General features: G+C 72.4%; 13 protein-coding genes. 4 read left to right on the top strand and 9 right to left on the bottom strand.

Annotation, left to right across the window (positions count from 1 at the left end; translation table 11 throughout):
- Positions 1-5: 5 nt before the first annotated feature.
- Positions 6-404, bottom strand: coding sequence for a VOC family protein (locus Ahu01nite_RS46330; RefSeq protein WP_203843136.1), 399 nt, complete (start codon positions 402-404; stop codon positions 6-8).
- 63 nt (positions 405-467) lie between these two features.
- Between Ahu01nite_RS46330 and Ahu01nite_RS46325 the strand changes: the two genes are divergently transcribed.
- A complete protein-coding gene (locus Ahu01nite_RS46325) occupies positions 468-1,448 on the top strand; it encodes a helix-turn-helix transcriptional regulator (RefSeq protein WP_203843135.1) in 981 nt (326 codons plus the stop codon).
- Here the strand turns inward: Ahu01nite_RS46325 and Ahu01nite_RS46320 are convergent.
- The 3 genes from Ahu01nite_RS46320 to Ahu01nite_RS46310 are packed head-to-tail and all read right to left on the bottom strand — an operon-like array spanning position 1,419 to position 5,073.
- Positions 1,419-2,645: a vWA domain-containing protein gene (locus tag Ahu01nite_RS46320; protein WP_203843134.1), complete on the bottom strand. Its 1,227-nt coding sequence runs from the start codon at positions 2,643-2,645 to the stop codon at positions 1,419-1,421. The genes Ahu01nite_RS46325 and Ahu01nite_RS46320 overlap by 30 nt on opposite strands.
- Positions 2,642-3,829: an AAA family ATPase gene (locus Ahu01nite_RS46315; RefSeq protein WP_239159683.1), complete on the bottom strand. Its 1,188-nt coding sequence runs from the start codon at positions 3,827-3,829 to the stop codon at positions 2,642-2,644. Before Ahu01nite_RS46315 ends, Ahu01nite_RS46320 begins: the two co-directional genes overlap by 4 nt.
- A gap of 8 nt (positions 3,830-3,837) precedes the next feature.
- The gene (locus Ahu01nite_RS46310) at positions 3,838-5,073 is read right to left on the bottom strand and encodes a hypothetical protein (protein WP_203843132.1); all 1,236 of its coding nucleotides are present in this window, start codon (positions 5,071-5,073) and stop codon (positions 3,838-3,840) included.
- A 54-nt stretch (positions 5,074-5,127) separates the two neighbouring features.
- Between Ahu01nite_RS46310 and Ahu01nite_RS46305 the strand changes: the two genes are divergently transcribed.
- From Ahu01nite_RS46305 to Ahu01nite_RS46295, 3 genes are all read left to right on the top strand, one after another.
- A complete protein-coding gene (locus Ahu01nite_RS46305) occupies positions 5,128-6,036 on the top strand; it encodes a DMT family transporter (protein ID WP_203843131.1) in 909 nt (302 codons plus the stop codon).
- A gap of 243 nt (positions 6,037-6,279) precedes the next feature.
- Positions 6,280-9,369, top strand: coding sequence for a S8 family peptidase (locus Ahu01nite_RS46300; protein ID WP_203843130.1), 3,090 nt, complete (start codon positions 6,280-6,282; stop codon positions 9,367-9,369).
- Positions 9,370-9,594: 225 nt separating this feature from the next.
- Positions 9,595-11,379, top strand: a complete 1,785-nt coding sequence (locus Ahu01nite_RS46295; RefSeq protein WP_203843129.1) for a LamG-like jellyroll fold domain-containing protein — start codon at positions 9,595-9,597, stop codon at positions 11,377-11,379.
- A gap of 90 nt (positions 11,380-11,469) precedes the next feature.
- Here the strand turns inward: Ahu01nite_RS46295 and Ahu01nite_RS46290 are convergent, their stop codons facing one another.
- From Ahu01nite_RS46290 to Ahu01nite_RS46270, 5 genes are read right to left on the bottom strand one after another with little or no spacing between them, the layout of a single operon-like run.
- Positions 11,470-12,543 (bottom strand): GNAT family N-acetyltransferase, encoded by a 1,074-nt coding sequence (locus Ahu01nite_RS46290; RefSeq protein WP_203843128.1) that lies wholly within the window; start codon positions 12,541-12,543, stop codon positions 11,470-11,472.
- On the bottom strand, positions 12,540-13,382 hold the full coding sequence (locus Ahu01nite_RS46285; protein WP_203843127.1) for a PIG-L deacetylase family protein: 843 nt from the start codon (positions 13,380-13,382) through the stop codon (positions 12,540-12,542). Before Ahu01nite_RS46285 ends, Ahu01nite_RS46290 begins: the two co-directional genes overlap by 4 nt.
- Positions 13,379-15,991 (bottom strand): glycosyltransferase, encoded by a 2,613-nt coding sequence (locus Ahu01nite_RS46280; protein ID WP_203843126.1) that lies wholly within the window; start codon positions 15,989-15,991, stop codon positions 13,379-13,381. The genes Ahu01nite_RS46285 and Ahu01nite_RS46280 overlap by 4 nt, the downstream gene beginning before the upstream one ends.
- Positions 15,988-18,288: a glycosyltransferase family 39 protein gene (locus Ahu01nite_RS46275; RefSeq protein ID WP_203843125.1), complete on the bottom strand. Its 2,301-nt coding sequence runs from the start codon at positions 18,286-18,288 to the stop codon at positions 15,988-15,990. The genes Ahu01nite_RS46280 and Ahu01nite_RS46275 overlap by 4 nt, the downstream gene beginning before the upstream one ends.
- Positions 18,285-19,391: a glycosyltransferase family 4 protein gene (locus Ahu01nite_RS46270; protein WP_203843124.1), complete on the bottom strand. Its 1,107-nt coding sequence runs from the start codon at positions 19,389-19,391 to the stop codon at positions 18,285-18,287. Before Ahu01nite_RS46270 ends, Ahu01nite_RS46275 begins: the two co-directional genes overlap by 4 nt.
- Position 19,392: the final 1 nt, after the last annotated feature.

Below are 19,392 nucleotides of genomic sequence, written 5' to 3'. Positions count from 1 at the left end.
GATGGTCAGCGAGCGAATTTCATCTTGGCCGCCTCCGTGACGGGGGTGAAGAAGTTGACGAGGTTCCCGTCCGGGTCACGGATCAGCAGCGATCGATTGCCCCACGGCATCGTGGTGGGTTCCTGAACGATGGCCGGCCCCGAGCTGGTCAGCCCCGCGAAGACGGCGTCCACGTCGTCGACGAGGAACTCGGTGATCACGGAGCGGTTCGCGGCGGGCGCGGCGGAGTCGGGGGCGAAGAGCGCGAGGGTGGCCGTGCCGGCGATGGCGATCGTGGCGGACCCCACGCGTACCTCGGCGAATTCCGGGGTTGACCACTCGGCGGTCGCACCGGTCGCGCGCTGGTAGAAGTCGACGAGCCGGGTGACGTCCCCGGTGATGACGCGAATCGAGACGAAGTTCATGCGGACGACGCTAGAAGCAATACTGGACAGATTCCGCCCAGTATCGGGGAGATGATTCCGCGTATGGCCCGACCCACCGCCCGCGTCCTGACCCTGCTGGAGCTGCTCCAGTCGGGCGGCCTGCGCACCCTGGCCGAGCTCGCCGGCCGTCTCGGGGTCGACGAACGCACCGTCCGCCGCTACGTGGACCACCTGATCGACCTGGACGTCCCGGTGGAATCGGTCCGCGGCCGCTACGGCGGATACCGGCTCGCTCCGGGTTACCGCATGCCACCGCTGATGCTCGCCGACGACGAGGCCCTCGCCGTCCTGCTCGCCCTGACCGCCGCCCGCCGAGCCGAAACAACTGCCGCGGCCGAGACAGCCGCGGCCAAGATCCGCCGGGTGCTGCCCGCGCGGCTGGGCCGCCGGCTCGATGCCCTGCTGGAAACGATCACCTTCACCACGGCGGCCTCCGGCGGCGCACCCACCCCGGACAGCACGGTCCTGCTGACGATCGCGGACGCGATCAAGCACCACAACCCGATCTCCATCAGGTACGCCGACCGCGAGGCCCGTCGCACCACCCGCACCCTGCACCCGCACGCCCTGGTGGTCCACTCGAACCGCTGGTACGTGACGGGCGCCGAGGCCGCGGCCGGCGCCGGCCGCACGTTCCGCCTCGACCGGATCGAGGGCGCGCGGGTCCTGCCCGGATCCTTCGAGCCGCCCGCGGACGTGGACCCGGCTCAGCAGTTGCTCGCCGGTTTCGCCGAAGCTCCGTACCGGCACGAGGTGACCCTGCGGATCCAGGCCACGCCCGCCCAGATCCGCACCCGGCTGCCGCCCTCGGTCGCGACCATCACCGAGTCGCCCGGCACCGGCTGGGCCCACGTCGAGATCCGCGCGGAGAGCCTCGACTGGCTACCCCCGCTGCTCGCCGCCCTGGATCACCCGTTCGCCATCGACCGCCCCGCCGAACTCCGCACCCGCGTCGCCGCCCTCGCCGACCGCCTCCACCGATCCGCGAGACGGTCAGCCGATGGTGACGACCCGGGCCCATGACGGGGTGTCGACCCAGCCGTCGCCCTCGCCGTGTTCCTCGATCGCGGCGTCCTCCTTGATGGTCCGGGCGAACAGGCCGACCACCGTGCGGCACGGGGGCTGTTCGCTGGGCCAGGGGGTCTGCCCGTCGGTCAGCGCGACCACGACATCGGGCCGTGGCGGCGAGGACAGCGCCTGGCTGAAGCCCTCCCGAAGGTCGGTTCCCCCACCGCCGATCAGGGGAATGCCCTCGGCCTTGCACAACGGGTACGCCACCCCGGCCGCCGCGTCGCAGCAGAGCACCCGCACCTGGCCACGGCCGCCGCCGACCGTACGCCCGATCGCGGCCACCTCCAGCAGCGCGCTCCCCAGCTCGGTGTCGCTGACCGAGCCGGACGTGTCGATGATGATCGTGACGCGGGGCGGGCTGCGGCGCAGCGCCGGGAGAACCACGCCGGGGAGGGCGGAGGAACGTCGCGCCGGGCGGCCGTACGTGTAATCGCCGCCCGCGCCGGAGCCCGCAGCCGCAGCACGGACAGCGGCGCCGAGCAGCGCGCGCCAGGGCTGAGGTGGATGGAACGCGTCCTCCGCCCACCGTTTCCAGGTGTCCGGGACGTCGCCGGGGTGACCGTTGATGCCCTGCGCGACGCGGAAGCGGACGCCATCGCGTTCCTGGTCGGTGAGCCCGTGACCGCCGTCCGGGCCGAGGTCCCACGAGCGGTCGAGGCCGTCGACGCCGCTGCCGCAGTCGAGCCAGGTCATGCCGTCGGTGTACGGGCCGAGGCGGAACCGGCCCAGGTAGTCCTCCATGAGTTTGCCCGGTGGCAGGTGGATCATCTCGGGGACGACGACGCCGGACGGGCGGGTGAGGCCGTGCCCGTACACGTCGTCGTTGATCTCGAAGTCGGCGGCGATGTTCATCCGCAGGCGTTCCGCCCGGCCGGTCAGCTCATGCTTCTTCGCGTAGCGGTCGCTGCGGCCGTGGTGGTCGCGCAGCAGGTGGGACACCTCGTGGACCCAGACCCCGGCGAGTTCCTCCACCGGGGTCGCCGCGACGAACGCCGGGGAGACGTAGCAGCGCCAGTACCGGTCGACTGCCATCGTCGGTACGCGCTGCGACTCCACCGGCGTGAGCGCGAACAACGCCGACGCCAGGTAGGGGCGCACCCGGGTGGCGTGCAGGCGTGCGGCGTACAGCTTCTCCTCGTCGAAAGTCACCGGCCCGCACCTACGCGGTCGGCCTGGCGGGAGACGTCGATGGCGCCGGCGAGCATTTCGATCTCCGCGGGAACGGGCCAGTCGTCCTCGCGCAGCGTGGCGAGCGTGCTCGCCGGCACCACGACCAGGTCCGGCGCCCCGGTTTCGAGGGCCCGCACGAGCAGCGCCCACGCGGCGTCCCACCGCTCCCGCGAGGGGCGTTGCCGCACGGCCGCGACCACGGCGTCGAGCACGGACTGGCGCAGGTCACCCCGGTCCGGCAGGAGCGCGGCGGACGGGTCGGCGAGCAGCGTCTCCGGGTCGGGCAGGTCCATCCGGTCGAGGCCGGCCAGCAGTTCCAGGCCCGGCCCGTCGCCGACCACGCCGCGGACCAGCATGGACAGCACCTCACGCGAGGTGCCGGCCGCTGTCGCGAACGCGATCAGGCGTACCGCCATCTCCCAGGTTCGCGGGGACGGCCAGGCGCCGCCCCGGCGGGTCTCGCTCTTCGGGAGCTGGTGGACGAGGGCCGGGCGGGCGGTGAGCAGCAGGGTTACCGCGCGGCGGGCGTACCCGACGGCTTGGTGAAGGTTGCCGGGGTCGAGCTGCGGCAGGGCAGCGTGCGGCCAGGTGCCGCCCAGGCCTCGGACGACAACCTCATGGTTGTACGCCCATTGCAGGTGCACGAACCGGTTGGCCAGCGGCGCGCTGAGCTCCCAGCCGTCAGCGGCGGACGCGCGGGGGTTCGCCGCGGCGACGATCCGGATCCCCGGCGGGAGTTTCAGGGCGCCGACCCGGCGTTCGAGGACTAGCCGCAGCAGCGCGGCCTGCACGGCGGGTGGTGCGGTGCTGAGCTCGTCGAGGAACAGCAGGCCACGACCCGCTTTGACAAGCTTCACCGCCCAATCCGGAGGAGCCATGGGTACGCCGTGAGCTTCCGGATCAGCCCCGATCACGGGCAGCCCCGAGAAGTCGGTCGGCTCGTGCACGCTCGCGATGACCGTGGTCAGGGGCAGTCCGAGCGATGCGGCGAGCTGGCTGATGCCCGCGGTCTTGCCGATGCCGGGCTCGCCCCACAGCAGCACCGGCAGGTCGGCGGCGACGGCCAGGGTGAGCGCGTCGAGCTGCGGATCGGTGTGCGGCTCGGTGTCCGTGGTGGTGAGCAGGCCGAGCAGATCGGCGGCGACGTCGAGGGTGCTGGTCAAGTGTGTGATCACCTTTTTGTGAAGTGGCGTTGACGGGGAACACGCTGTTCGGGTGGGCAGTGACCGGCCATTCCGGCGCGGTAGAGCCCGTAGGTGACGCGGCGTTCGGCGGCGGCCAGCAGTTCGTCACGCAGGGCACCGGCGCGCAGCGTCGCTTGTGGACCGAGGAGGGCCTCGATGGCGTCGAGGGCTCCGGTGGTGTCGCCGTGCGCGAGGCGGCCCTGGATGTCGGCGAGGCCCGCCGGGTTGCGGTTCGCCTCGTCGATGACCCGCAGGCAGGGCAGCGGGACCCCGCCGAACGCGACGAGCAGCTCCTCCCGGCGCAGTTCCACGGGGTCGTGGTCGAGCGGCGCGAGAACCCCGTCGACGAGCGCGATCCGGTGCGGCACCCCACGGCAGTCGACCTGACGCTCGTGCGGGGCAGCGCTCGGGGACGGGGGCGGCGCGCTGATCCCCGGTGCCAGGGCTGCGGCGACCAGGGGGTGGAGGTGGGCGGGGTCGATCAGGCCGGCGCGCAGGAGCAGCACGTCAGGAGGCGTGCTGGTGGCCGCGTCCGGGAGCAGCAGGTCACCCGGCCGCGGCTTCGCGACCGTGCTCTCGGCGTGCGGGGTCTCGGTGTGCTGGGTCTCGGTGTGCTGGATCTCGGCGTCGGGGGTCAGGGCCAGGTAGCGGCGGGTGCGCTGCCGGACCAGGACGGGGGCGTCCGGGCGGTTCTCGGCGTGGCGCAGCAGAGCTGCCTCGTAGGCCCAGTCCTGCACGGAGCGTTCCCGCAGCTCCGCCGTGCGGCGGGCATCCCAGAGGTGGCGGTGCAGGTCGAGCCGGAAGCGCCGGTCGGGATGCGGGCCGCCGCTCCACAGCGCGAGGGAGATCCGCTGGCCGCTGTCCGCCCAGGCCGGTGCGGTCCGGGCGACCAGGTGCTCCGCGCCGTACCGGGCGAGGGTCAGGGTCAGGCCGGGTCGCAGCAGGCCGTCCGGGGCGACCCGGGGCAGGTGCCAGCGCAGCAGGTCGGGGGCGAGGTGGCGCAGGTCGTCACGGACCCGGCCGGTGAATTCGAGACCATGGGTGCGCGCGAGACCCCGCAGGTCGATGTCGACGTCGAACCGCGCGGCGGCACAGGCGCCGGCCCAGTCACCCGCGAGACGCCGGGTGGTGGCCGTATGGATCATGGGGGGCGGCACGGCGAACTCGCGCACGCGCTGCCAGACAGGAAGACGGGAGTCGCCGTTCACGGCGTGGGAGCGCATCAGCACTCACACTTCGCGGACGGGACCTCCAATCCGTACCAGGAGGTATTCATCGTGGGCAGCGTACAACGGCCCCGCCCGGTTGTCAGTGACCGGACCCGGTTGTTCGCGCGGTCGGGGGCGCTGATCCTGCTGCTGGGCGCGACGTGGCTGGTCGTGGGCGTGTCGCTGCGGGATGCGAGCACGGCGGCCGTCGCCGCGGGGCGGACCGGGTTCACCGTGCTCGGGCTCGCGGCGCTGACGTGGCGGACGGCGCCGGTGGGGACGCCGGCGCTCCGGGCGTACCGATGGTGGCAGATTGTGATCCTTGCCGGCACCGGGGTGACCGCCTATACGGTCTTCTCCACCGTCGCGATCGCGCTTGCCGGGCCTGCCCTGCCGAGTCTGGTGCTCTGCTTGGCGCCGGCCGTGGTCCTGGTCGCCGAGAGCGTGCTGGCCCGCGCCCGGCCGCCCCTGCTGACCGTCGCGGGCACCGCCGTCGCCGTGGCCGGGGCCGCCGCCTACGTGGTCCCCCGGCTGGCCGGGACGTTCGGGCGCGACGTCACGCTCGGGACGGTGTGCGCCGTGGCGGCGATGCTGTCGATCGCTTTCTACGGGCTGTTCTTCGCCCGGGTCAATCGCGGATATCACGGTGCGATGGCGCCGCGGATTCTGCCGATCTTCGCGGCCGGGAGCATTCCGCTGATCGCGTGGGCGGTGGTGGAAGGGGCGGCCGTCAGTCTGACCGCGGTCGGTTTGCTGGCCATTCTGGGCATTGTCATCTATGTCCCTGCTTATCTGCTCCAGCATCGCATTCTGGTCACCGCGGGCGCGTCCTATTCGGCCCTGCTCGGGCTGGGGGTGCCGCCGCTGGTCGGGGTGGGTTCCGCCCTGGTCCACCTCGGAGCGACGCCCACGCCGGTGCAGGCCGGGGCCACTGTGGTCACCCTTGCCGGGATGGTGCTCGTGATCAGCCGTCAATGACGGCGCAACATATGCACAATTCACTATTTCAAGATCATCCACTCGGCCAGGCCCGGGTCGGCCATTCGGCTATTCAGTCCCGGCTCGTCGGCGTGTGAAGCTTCTGGGGCCCGGCGGACGTCCATCGTGGTCGATGGGCCTGATCAATCGGGTCCGTTATGCACATTCCGACCGGCCCGGCAGCCCGAGTGCGGCGAACCCTGCCGGCGGTGCCCGGCCGGTTACGGCAAGGAGGCAGCCGCAGTGAGGTTGATTCGATCGCAGCTCACCCGGGCGGCGGGCGTGGGCCTGTTGATAACCGCCCTGGGCATGGTGAGCACCTCGACGAGCGCGTTCGCCGCGCCGGGCGACCGGCCGGGTTTCGAACCGGTCCCGGCCGGGTCGAAGGTGACCGGGGTACCGCTGGCCCTGAAGAACAGGCCGGTCACCGTGATGGTGCAGCTCAGCGGGGACCCGGTCGCGGTGACCGACGCCGCCGCCGCGACGCCGCTGACCACGACGCAGCGCAAGCAGCGCCGTGACCAGCTCGGCAAGGAGCAGGCGCCGGTCGTGCAGAAGGTGCGCGGTCTCGGTGGCACGGTGCTCGGTACCTACCAGCACGCGTACAACGGCGTGAAGGTGCGGATCAACGCGAACGAGCTGGACACGCTCGCCGCCGCCCCGGACGTCGTCGGCGTGCACGCGGTGCAGACCGTCAAGCCGGACAACACCAACGGCGTGCCGCTGATCGGTGCCCCGCAGGCGTGGAGCGCGCCGGACAAGTACCGCGGCGAGGGCGTCAAGGTCGCGATCATCGACACCGGTATCGACTACACGCACGCCGACTTCGGCGGGCCGGGCACCGTGGCCGCGTACGACAAGGCCCACGCCGCGGAGACGCAGGCCGCCGACCCCGCACTGTTCGGCCCGAAGGCGCCGAAGGTCAAGGGCGGCATCGACCTCGTCGGTGACACGTACGACGCCGACCCGGGCAGCGCCACGTACCAGCCGGTGCCGGTCCCCGACGCGAACCCGCTCGACTGCAACGGGCACGGCTCCCACGTCGCGGGCACCACCGCCGGGTACGGCGTGCTCAGCAACGGCAAGACGTACAAGGGCACCTACGACACGAAGACCGTCGGGTCGAACTCCTGGACCGTCGGCCCCGGCGCCGCCCCCAAGGCCGACCTGTACGCCGTCCGCGTCTTCGGCTGCAACGGCTCGACGGACATGGTCGTCGACGCCATCGAGTGGGCCGTCGCCAACGACATGGACGTCATCAACATGTCGCTCGGCTCGTCGTTCGGCTCCGCGGAGTCGCCGGACGCCGTCGCGGCCGAGAACGCCGCGAAGGACGGCGTGATCGTGGTCGCGTCGGCCGGCAACTCGGGGCACAACCCGTACATCGTGGGCAGCCCGTCCACCGCGACCGGCGTGATCAGCGTCGCGGCGAGCGACCCGGTCCCGTCGTTCCCGGGCGCGAGTCTGGCCCTGGGCACCGGCACGTCGCTGGACGCGATCAACGCGAACGGCGCGACCTTCGCCGACGGGCTGACCCTGCCGGTCAAGGTGCTCGGCAACGGTGCCGGTGGCATCGCGCTGGGCTGCAGCGTCGCCGAGTTCGACCAGCCCGGGGTCGCCGGGGCGCTCGTCGTCGTCGCCCGTGGCACCTGCGGCCGGGTCGCGAAGGCGGTCTACGGTCAGGCCGCCGGTGCCGCCGCGGTCCTGATGGTGAACACCGACGCCGCGTACCCGCCGTTCGAGGGCGCGATCACCAGCAACCCCGACACCGGTGAGCCCGCGAACGTCACCATCCCGTTCCTGGGCGTGCCGAACACCGCCGCGGCCGCGCTGGTGGCCGCTGACGGCTCCACGACCACGCTCACCAACAAGAACCTGAGCAACCCGAACTACCTGGGCTTCGCCAGCTTCACCTCGGGCGGCGCGCGGACCGGCGACAGCTGGCTCAAGCCGGACGTCACCGCGCCGGGCGTCAGCATCGTCTCGGCCGGCTCGGGCACGGGCAACGGCTCCGCCACGGAGTCCGGCACCTCGATGGCCGCACCCCACACCGCCGGCGAGGCCGCACTGGTCAAGCAGGCCCACCCGGACTGGCGCAGGTCCGAGTACTGGAAGGCCGCCATCGTCAACACCGCCGACCCGGCGAAGGTCACCGGGTACAGCACCCGGCTGGGCGGCTCCGGCCTGATCCAGGTGCCGGGCGCGGTCGACACCCAGGTCGTGGCGCTCGGCGACAGCGGCACCGCGACCCTGAACTACGGGTTCGCCGAGCTGGGCGCCAACTACAGCAGGAACAAGCTCGTCAAGGTGAAGAACTTCGGCCGGACCGCGGCCACCTTCACCGTCTCGGTGGCCCGGGCGGCCGGCAGCCCGCATAAGGTCAAGCTGCAGAAGACCCGGGTGACGGTCCCCGCGCGGGGCACCGCGGCGGTCGCGGTCACCCTCGAGGTGCCGGCCGCCACCGCCGGGGACTCCAGCGCGTTCCAGGACGTCGCCGGGCTCGTCACGTTCACGCCGGTGGGCAGGAGCAACTCCGGTGTCGCACTGCGGGTGCCGTACTACCTGGTGCCGCAGGCGGTCTCGAACGTGCACACCGACCTGAACACGGGTGCGCTGCGGGCCAAGGGCACGGCCACCGCGACGGTCACCAACCGCCGTGGCGCCACCACCGGCACCGCCGACTTCTACGCGTGGGGCCTGTCCGACCCGGACGAGGATCAGGGCTCGACCGACCTGAAGGCCGTCGGCGTGCAGAGCCTGCTCGCCGATGACGCGATCCAGTTCGCCGTCGCCACCCACGACCGCTGGTCGAACGCGGCGAGCAACGAGTTCGACATCTACGTCGACGTCAACGCCGACAAGGTCGACGACTACGTGGTCGTCGGTGCGGACTACGGCGCGCTGACCACCGGTGACGTCACCGGTGAGCTGGTCACGGCCGTGTTCGACCTGCGGACCGGCGGCGCCACGCTCGAGTTCTTCGCCGACGCGCCGACCGACAGCAGCACGCTGGTGCTCCCGGTGCTGATCTCGCAGCTGTGCCAGGAGGGCTCGCCGTGCCTCTCGGCGGCCAGCCCGCGGATCACGTACCACGCGGCCAGCGCCGGCCTGGTGGACCCGACCAGCGACACCATCGCCGGCACGGCCACCTACAACGTGTTCACCCCGGCGATCAGCACGGGCGCGTTCGCCGAGGTGGCGCCGAACGCCAGCGTCGCCGAGACGGTCACGCTGAACCGGGCGGAGTTCCTGCGCAACCCGCCCAAGGGTCTGATGGTCGTCAGCCACGACAACAGGAGCCGCGACGAGGCCCAGCTGATCACGATCGGCTGACCCCTCCGGCCCTGACAAAAAAGGGAGCCTCCGCCACCCGGCGGGGGCTCCCTTTTCGCTGTCCAGAATCGGCAACTTCCGTGCACCTCAACTCCACCGAAGCGGAACTCGCTGCCTCTGCCGGCAGGGCGAAGAGACATGTGTACGCCGATGGAGCACCGATCGCAGCCGCGGTCCTTGCCGGTCTTCCGGCCCTTCGGGTCGCCCCTAGTAGAGGAGCAACCAATGAAGCCGCTGTCCACCGTTTCGACGTTCGTAGGTGTCGCAGTCACCGCCCTCACCGCCGGTATCGCGACCGGGATCACCCCGGCGCAGGCCGCCGCGACCACGACCGCCTACGACGCCGCCGTGCTGGCCGACAGCCCCAAGGGCTACTGGCCGATGGACGAGACCACCGGCAAGATCAAGGATCTGACGGGTACGCACGCCGCGCCGAGCATCTCCACGGCGCTGCTGGGCACGAAGGGCGCCGTCGGCAACGCCGCCTCGTTCGACGGGATCGGCCAGCAGATCCGGGTGCCGTACACCGACTCCATGCGCGCCGCGTCCTCGTTCACCGCCGAGGTGTGGGCCAAGCTGCCCGCCACGCCGCAGACCACGGGCTGGCCGACCATCTTCAGCCGCGGCCAGGTCACCACCGGTCACTTCGGCACCGCGATGTGGGTCTCGTCCGACAGCGCCCACACCGTGCACTTCAAGCGCAACGGCATCGACATCGGCACCACCCGCGGCCTCAACTCCAGCAACTACAGCCACCTGGTCTTCACGTTCAACGGCACCGACAAGCGCTGGAACTGGTACGTCGACGGCGCCCTGGACAAGACCGGCACGACCGCCGGGCTGGCCGGCACCGACGCCGAGAGCCTGCCGCTGGAGATCGGCGCGATGCTGAACTCCGCGAACGGCAACCCGGTCAACCCCGGCAAGCTGCTCGTCGACGGTCTCGCGATGTACCCGAAGGTGCTGACCGCCGCCCGCGTCTCCGCCCACTACACCGCCGCCAAGGGTGCGGTCACCCCTCCCGCCACCACCGTCACACCGCCCCCGGCCACCACTCCGGCCGGCAAGCACATCGGTGGTGTCGCGCTCGGCGCCGGCATGCCGTGGAACGACCGCCGCGCCGCCGACTTCCAGGCCGTCAGCGCCGCGAACGCGACGTACATCCGCAGCGACCTCGGCTGGCAGTACCTCGAGCCGATCAAGGGCGACTGGCGCTGGGACACGTTCGACCGGGTCATCACCGACGCGCGTGCCAGCAACCTGCGCTACCTCGCCATCCTGCACACCGTGCCGGGCTGGGCCAACGGCAACGTGGGCGACTACGGCCCCGCCGCCGACACGTCGCTGCTGAACAACTACTGCTACCAGACCGCCAAGCACTACATCCCCATGGGCGTCATGGACTACGAGGTCGGCAACGAGATCAACCTGCCGCACCCGGGTCTGAGCAACCCGAACGGTGCCGCGTACGCCCGTACCACCCTGATCCCGTGTGTCGCCGGTGTCCGTAAGGCCGCCAGCGAGCTCGGCACCAAGGCGAACATCGTGTTCGGCGCGCTCGCCCCGACCGACTGGACCGGCGGCGCCGACCCGTTCACCTACCTCAGCGACGCGTACGCGAACGGCGCCAAGGGCCTGCTCGACGCGGTCGGCTGGCACCCGTACACCGGTAGCTACACCCCGGCCAACAGCTCGCACATGAACCAGGACTCGCAGAAGCTCTACGACATCATGTCCGCGAACGGCGACGCCGCCGACAAGCTCTGGGCGACCGAGTACGGCCTGCCCACCGGTGGCTCGAACTCGTTCACCGAGGCCCGCCAGGCGAGCGACCTGACCGAGGCGTACGACGTCTGGTACGCCAAGCCGTTCGCCGGCCCGATGTTCTACTACTCCGCCCGTGACACCGGCACCTCGGCCACGGACCGCGAGCAGCACTTCGGCGTCCTGCGGTTCGACGGCAGCGCAAAGCCGGCGTACGCGGCCCTGAAGGCGGCCATGGTTCGCTGATGACCTCACCCACCCCCCGATGACTGCGGCGGTACGCGATACCTGCGTACCGCCGCAGTCCGTTTGTGCGCTGAAAACCCCTCGTGTACGTCAGAAGCCCAGTCGGGTGGCGAACCGCGTCACGGCCGGGATGCGCCGCAGGCTCGCGCGGCCCGCCTGGGAGATCAGGCCCGCGACGGCGAACCCGTGACCGAGGCCGAAGTGCGGGCGCAGCAACGTCATCCGCTGATTGCGCCGCGCCAGGGGCTGCCAGCGCAGCTTGCCGGACTCCTCACCGCGCAGCAGCGAGAGCTTCGCCGTGCCGTGCTCGCGGCCCAGCCGCAACCCCGAGTCGATGAGCAGCGCGCTGATGTCGACCTGTTTGCGCAGCGACGGGTCGGCGCCGTAAAGATAGCCCGCGACCGTCCCGGCCGTGTAGAGCGTCAGCGACACCGCGGCGAGCACACCGTCCAGAGTGTGCCGGGTGAGCCGGGCCCGGCCCTGCGGCGCCAGGTTCTGCACCGCGGTCGTGAGGTGCCGGCGGAACGTCTCCGTGCCGTGCAGCGCGTTGCCGCCCCGGCCGTCCCACTCGCGGGCGTGCAGGTCGAGCAGCTCACCGACGCCGGTGGCCAGGCTCTCCGGATCGGCGGGAACGGCCTCGTGGCGCAGATCGAGCCGGTCGTTGCGGCGCAGGTGGCGGCGCTGCTTGGCGGGCAGGCCGGCCAGGACCACCTCGGTCGCGCCGACCGGCAGCTCCAGGCAGACGCTCGCCGGGCGCGCGAACGCCTGCCCTGGCCAGCCGTTCAGCAGCCGCCAGACCTGCGCGCCCGGCGGGGCCTCGGGCAGCTCGATGACATCCCAGCCCGGCAGCGCGAGCAGTGAGGCCGCCAGCTCCTCCCCCGCGTCCGGGACGTCGTCGTCGAGCAGGACGTCGCTGAAGTCGGTGAGCTCCGCGGCGAGCGGGATCAGGGTGCGGACCCCGCGACGGCGCTGCACCCGCAGGGCGGCGGCGGCGACCAGGCGACCGGCGCCGTCGTGCACACACACGATGCGGACGTCGGCGGGGTTGAACGCACGCCAGTACGCGCTGAGCCAGCCGTGCGCCAGGAACGGGGTGGCCGACGCCGACTTCGCGTACAGCGTCTCCCACTGCGGGCCCAGCTTCTCGAACTCCTCGAGGGTCATCGCACCGGCTCCGGGCGGCCGACGGCCAGGAAGATCTCCGACGGCTGCAGGAACAGCGACACCGCGTCCGCCGGCAGATAGCTCCATGACGCCTCCCCCGTGAAGTTGGTCGTCTGACTCGCGTACGCCTCGATCGCCGACCGTTTGGCGGCGAGGTGGTCACCGGCCGGAATCTCCACCCAGCCGGTCGTGAACAGCTGCCGCAGCGCCCAGGTGAGCCGGCGGGTCCGCAGCCGCCCTGCCGCCAGGAACCAGGGCCCGCTGGTCCAGGCCCAGATCGGGTACGCCAGCACCTGCGGCGGTTCCTGAGCCGGCACCGGATACCGCAGGGCCAGGCTCAGCGCCTCGTGCAGCGCCTCGTGGTCGGGGTGGGAATCCTGCCGGCAGGTGACGAAGACGGTGTCCGGCCGCCGGTCGGCGAGCAGCGCGGCGAGCTCGGCGGCGACCTCGGGCAGGCAGTCGCTGAGCGTCCCGTCCTCACGGCCGAGCTGGACGACGTCCTGCTCGGCGACCCCGAGCGCGCGGCACGCCGTCCGCAACTCGCCGCTGCGCACCCGGGCGAGCGGCTCCGGGGCGAGCACCTGCGACCGGCTGCTGTGCCGCCCGTCGGTGGCGATCACGACGGTGACCTGGTCACCGGCGGCGCGAGCCCGGGCGATGACGGCGCCGCAGCCCAGCGTCTCGTCGTCCGGGTGCGGGGCCAGCACCATGATGCGCCGCCCGGTCACCAGTGCCGTGGCGTCCACCGCGCGGTGCCGCAGCGCCCGGCGCCACCACGAGGAGGTGGAGGCGTGCACGGGACGGCCGACCGCGCGGACCGCCTGGCTGAAACCTGTCACGAGATCGAAGTCCTTTCCGCCGGCCGGGGCACGGCAGGCTGGGTTGTCGGGGTGTTGTCCACAATCGGCGCCGTACGCAGCTCCACGGCGATGATCCGCAGGTAGCCGATGGTCAGGACGACCTCGCCGGTGAGCAGGGCGGCGCCGATCCAGACCAGGCCCTGCCCGGCGAGCAGGTAGGCGCCGATCAGGGAGACGGCGTACGCCGCGGCGGACAGCTGGCACAGCAGTTTCGTGCGACCGGCGACCAGCAGCAGCGTGCTGCCGATGAAGCCGACCGAGCTCAGCGCGAGGGTGAGGGCGAGCAGGACCAGCACCGGGTACGCCGGGACGTAGTCCGGCCCGAACAGCCGCAGCAGGGGCTTTCCCGCGAGGATGATCACGGCGAGCACCGGGCCCTGCAGCGCGGTGGTGACCGTGACGACGCGGGACAGGTGCGCGCGCAGGCTGCCCCGGTCGTGGGACACCTCGGCGAAGAAGCTGCGCGCCGTCGCCTGGGGCACGAAGACGAGCACCCCGGCGATCAGCGACGCGATGTAGTACTTCGCCGCCGGTCCGGGCCCGATCCGGTGGGCGACCATGACCGGCATCAGCAGGCTCGGCGTCATCAGGATCGCGGTCGCCATGTAGTTGGCGGCGGAGTAGCGCCACATGGCCCGCAGCCGCTCGGCGCCGAGCGCGACCCGGGCACTGAGGCCGAGCCGGTGCGCGGCGGCGAAGTACAGCGGCAGGGCGATCGCCGGGGCCAGCCAGTACGCGCCGAAGATGCCGAACGCCGCGGAACCCGCCAGCAGCAGCGGCAGGCCGAGCCGCAGGATCACCACGAGCACGTTGCGGACCAGCACGTAATCGCTGCGGCGCAGGGCGACGAACACATTGTCATAACAGAGGCCGACAGCTCCGGTGACGCAGAGCGCGATGAAGGCCAGCGACCGGCCGGGGTGCTCGACGCCGACGAGACCCGGTGCGAGCGACGGCAGGGCGACGACGAAGACGAGCGCCCCCAGCAGCGCGGCGATGGCCACGACGGTCAGCGCGGTGTTGACGGTGCGGGCCCGGTCGGACCACTCCCCCAGATAGCGGATCAGGGAGTTGTTCAGCCCGAGCAGCGCCAGGTTGACCACCAGCGTCGACGCCGAGATCAGCGCGCTGGCCCGGCCCACCTCGGGGGTGGTGAGCAGGTGGGTCACGACCCGCCAGAACAGGAACCCGCCGCCGGCAAGGACCACCGTGGACAGCAGCAGCAGCGCCGAGTTGCGCAGGAGGCTGTCGGCCATGGTTTCCCGCACGAAACCGGCGAGGCGTGCGGCCGGGCCCTGACCCGCGGCGACAGCGCGGTGGGCGCCGGCCGGGCGGCGCTGCGCGTGATGCGCGGCGATGGCGTCGCCGTAGGACTCGTGCACCGTGGTCAGATGCCGGTCGAGCGTCAGCCCGGCGTGCAGGGCGCGGGCGCCCCGGCCGAGCAGACGGCGCCGGGGCTCGTCGTCGAGCAGGTCGCTGACGGCGGCGGCTAGCGCGGCGGCATCGCCCGGTGGCACGAGAGCGCCGGTCTCCCCCACACGTACCAGATCGGGCAGGCCGCCGACCGCGGACGCGACGACGGGCGTACCGACGGCGAAGGCCTCCAGCGCGGTCAGCCCGAACGCCTCCGGCCACACCGACGGGACCAAGACGACATCCGCCTCGGCATAGCGGCGTTGCAGCTCCCCGGGGGCGAGCCAGCCGGTGAGTTCGACGTGGGCGGCGAGGTCGTGGTCGCGTACATATTCCTTGAGGGTCTGTTCCATCGGGCCGGAGCCCGAGATCGTCAGCCGGGCGTCCGGGTGCCGGGTCAGGATCGCCGGCATCGCGGCCAGGGCCACCTGCGGTCCCTTGAACTGCTCCAGACGGCCGGCGAAGAGCAGGCGCGGATGGTGCGGTGCGGTCTGCTCCGGGACGACGCCCGGGTGCGACGGCGTGTACCCGTTGGGCACCACCCGGGTCCGGCCGAGATCACGGCTGGCAAGGGTGGCGAGGTAGCGGCTCGGGGCCAGGACGACGTCGACGACGCGCAGGCCCCGGCGCCAGGCCCGGCCCGCCAGCAGCGCCGTGGCGAGGGCGACGAGGCGGCCGCGTACGGTCAGCCGTGGCTCGCCGTCAGCGGTCCGGCGGTAACAGGAGTCCGGCATGCAGAACCGCTCGGTCCCGCGGACGTAGATCTCGGCGCCGTGCACGGTCAGCACCGTCGGGGTCGTCGCGAGCACGGGCAGCGCCGCCGGGGAGAGCAGCCCCACGGTGTGCAGGTGCACGACATCCGGCTGGAATTCCAGCACCTGCTCGGCCAGGGCCACGCCGGCCGCGGGATTGTTCAGCTGGCCGCGCAGCCGGGCGGTCCAGTGCGCGTCGCGGCCCGTCTGCGCCCAGGCGGCGTCGTTGAACCGGGTGCCGCTGCCCGGCAGGTCGCTGGAGAGCACCCGCACCTCGTGCCCGGCGGCGCGCTGCGCGGCGGCCGTGTCGCTCAGCAGCCGCTCGGCGCCGCCGCACGTGGTGCCCATGTTGACGACGTGCAGGATGCGCAGCGAGGTCGTCAGCTCCACGGTGGCGGCCGGGCGCCCGACGTCGAGGCTCACGGCCTGATCACCGGGCCGTAGACGCGGTACACGGGGGTCTGGCGGACCAGCGGGCGCCCGGCGGAGACGCACCTGATCGGGAACGTGTACCGCAGGACCCGCTCGCCGACGACCGCCGCCGCGACGGCCCGGTCCGGATCGGCGCCGACCCGCAGGCCGACGTACGCCTCGGCGGGGGTCGTGCCCGGCGCGAGGCCCTCCTGCGGGTAGAGGTGCGTCATGCTGCGCAGGTTGGCCGTGTCCCGGCTGTCGGTGACCAGCCAGGTGTCCGGTGCGAGATGCCTGCCGATCCAGGCGGCCTCCCGCAGGTCGCCGTCGTCGGCGTAGTAGGCGCGGTAATAGGGTCCGGCGTTGTTGAGATTGAGCTGCGGCACGTATCCCCCGACGAGTTGCGGAATGAGCCCGCTGATGGTGAGCAGGCAGGCGACCGAGGTGGCCGCGGCGAACGCCGCGGTCACCCGGTGGGCGCGTTGGGTGCCCGTGACCCGCCCGAGCAGCAGGCGCGCTGCGACGGCGGGCCCGAGTAGCACGAGCGGGGCGAGCAGGACCAGGAACTGCTGGTAGAGCCGCAGCAGCCCGTAACTGTCGGTCAGCTGCGGTGCGACGACCGAGACGGCGAGCAGGACCAGGCCGGCGGCGGTCAGCTGGGCGAGGGTCTCGGTGCCGGTACGCCGCCGGCGCCACCACAGCAGCGCACAGCCGAGGACTGCACCGCCCTCGAAGAGCAGCACCGCGGCGCCGCGGGAGGTGGCGTTGAGCTGTTCCGGGGTGACCCCGGCGCGCGCGATCGCCGTCCCGGCATCGGTCGGCGGCAGGTGGTCGCCCGGGATCAGCACGGGGGTGCAGGCGGCGGCGACCGGTGGGGCGTCCGGCACGTTCGCGCGGATCGCGGTCACGTAGCGGGCCAGCGCCTCGGCGTCGCTGACCGGTTTCTCCCCGCCGATCAGGCTGTACCGGGCGGCGTCGGCGCTGACGGTGGCCCGGTCCACGACCGCGGCCGCCGCCGTGTAGAGACCGGTGCCGAACGTGGAGGCGCTGTTGGAGGCGACGGCCCAGGAGACCGCGAGCACGACGAGGACCAGAGCCGGCCGGCCGAACCGGGTGCGGCCCCGCTTGCGCAGCCGGCGCAGCGCCCAGGCGATCAGCAGCACCGTCGCGGCGACGTAGGTGCTGGTGTAGTGCGAGACGGTCAGGCCGGTCGCGCCGATGACGAAGAGCGCCTGGCGCTGCCGGCGCGGGGCGTGCGCGTCGAGCAGGGTTCCGGTCAGCACCACGAAGAAGATCAGCGCGATCTCCTGGCGGTTGAGCATCGGCATGTCGTTGACGAAGCCCGGGAACGCGATGAACAGCCCGGCCGCGGCCACCGCCCACCCGCCGGGGAAGCGCCGCCGGGCCAGCAGGTAGACGCCGACGGGCACGAGCGCGAAGAGGAGCTGGAAGCAGACCCGGAAGACGTCGACGGCGGCGAGGCCGAGCAGCCGGGCCAGGAACGCCGGCAGCACCGTGATGCTCAGGCACGAGTTGTAGCCGACGAACGTCCCGCCGGGATACCAGGACCCGCCGTCGAGTGTGTCCAGCAGCACCCGGTACTCGATCTTGATGTCGTGCCCGGTCACGCCGATGCCGCGCAGCGACGTGGCCAGCAGCACGGCGAGCGCGACGAGGTAGACGCCGGTGGCGGCGACACCGGTGTTGCGGCGGCGGCCCGCGACGATCGCGGCGGCCAGCGCGCACGCCGCCACCGCCAGACCGGCAGCCGTCAGCGCCGATGATCCGCCGGCGTTGAGGTGGTGCGCGCCCGTGACCACGAGCACCACCGCGGCGACGCCGAGTGTCGTCGTGATCGTCGCGGCTGCTGTGGGGCGTACCAACGGATCGGTGTTGTCCCTTGAAGGGATCTTCGTCAGGAGATCGGCGAGCGCGAGGGCGGCGATCAGCAGATCCAGCGCGACGAGGGCGCCGACGGGGTTGATCTCCAGGCCGGGCAGGACACCGAGCGCACCCGCGATCACGAACAGCCCGGCCAGCGACAGCGCCACCGCGTGCAGCAGCCAGTCCGCGCCGCGGCGGTGGGTGTTGCGCAGCAGCCGCAGGACGAGCGCGCCCGGCACCACGCACGCCACCGGCAGGCCGACCACCGCGCGCAGCGGCGCGAGGACATCGGCGAGGACGATCGCGTTCAGCAGGAGGAGCGCGAGCAACGCCGCGATGGTGAGCCGCCGGTCGCGGACGGGCAGCCGGGCCGGCGAAAGGGGGGGTGCGACGGGCAGATCGGGAAGATAGTTCAGCACCGTCATCGGCGCTCCGCCGTGATCTGGGCATAGACCGCGTCGACCCGGGCCGCTACCTCGGTCCAGCCGTAGCCGGCGGCGCGCGTACGGGCCGCATGCGAAAGCCTTTCCCGGCGGGCCGGATCGCCGAGCAGGTCGAGCAGGACGGCGGCCAGCTTCCCGGGGGTGAGCGGAGCCACCGCGACCACCGCGTCACCACCGGCCTCGACGAGCTCCGGCAGCGCCGAGCAGACCACCGGCGCGCCCGCGGCCATCGCCTCGAGCAGCACCAGCGGCAGCCCCTCGTGGGTCGACGGCATCAGCACCGCGGTCGCCCGCTGATAGAGCGGGGACAGCTGGTCCGGGCTCAGCCGCCCCTCGAAGCGGACGTTGGCCAGCCCCAGCGCCGCGACCCGGCGCTCGAGCACCTCCCGCAGCTCCCCGTCGCCGACGATGCGCAGGCACACGTCCGGCGGGAGCGCCGCCATCACCTCGACGAGCAGCCCGACGTTCTTCTGCGCGGTCAGCCGCCCGACGAACAGCAGCTCGCGCTCCGCCCGGCGCTGCGGTGCCACCGAGCCGAACACGTCGATGTCCACGCCGTTGGGCACCACCACCACCCGCTCCGGGCGCAGCCCGAACGTCGTGATCGCCACCTGGCGCATCGCCTCGGTCAGGCAGATGACGCGGGCGGCGTGCCGCAGGAACCCGGCGTAGAAGACCCGCTGGTACACCGGGAGCAGCAGGGCTCCGGCGCGGCTCGACGGGCGGACCATCAGGTGCAGATGCACGACGTACGGGATCCCGCGCAGCCACGACGCGAGCCGCACGATCTCCGGCGTCATCGCCAGCCCCGCGTGCACGTGCACGATGTCGGGCCGCGGCCGGTGCCGGATCAGCCGGCTCAGCAGCCGCGGGGTGACCGGCGTGTTCCCGAGACTGCGGGCGCCGTCGCGGACGACCCGCAACCGGCCGTGCTGCTCCCGCCGGGGCGCGCCGGCGGCACCGACCCGTGACGCGTAGACGGTGACGTCGTGCCGGTGCGCCTGCATCCCGGCGAGCTGCTGCGCGACGAGTTCCTCGCCGCCGAGGTGCGGGGGGTAGAATGTGGCGACCTGGAGGATCTCCATG

It is taken from the genome of Winogradskya humida (assembly GCF_016862215.1).
GTDB classification, from domain to species: domain Bacteria; phylum Actinomycetota; class Actinomycetes; order Mycobacteriales; family Micromonosporaceae; genus Actinoplanes; species Actinoplanes humidus.
The sequence above is the reverse complement of the archived record's forward strand: the minus strand, read 5'-3'. Positions and strand labels throughout refer to the sequence as shown.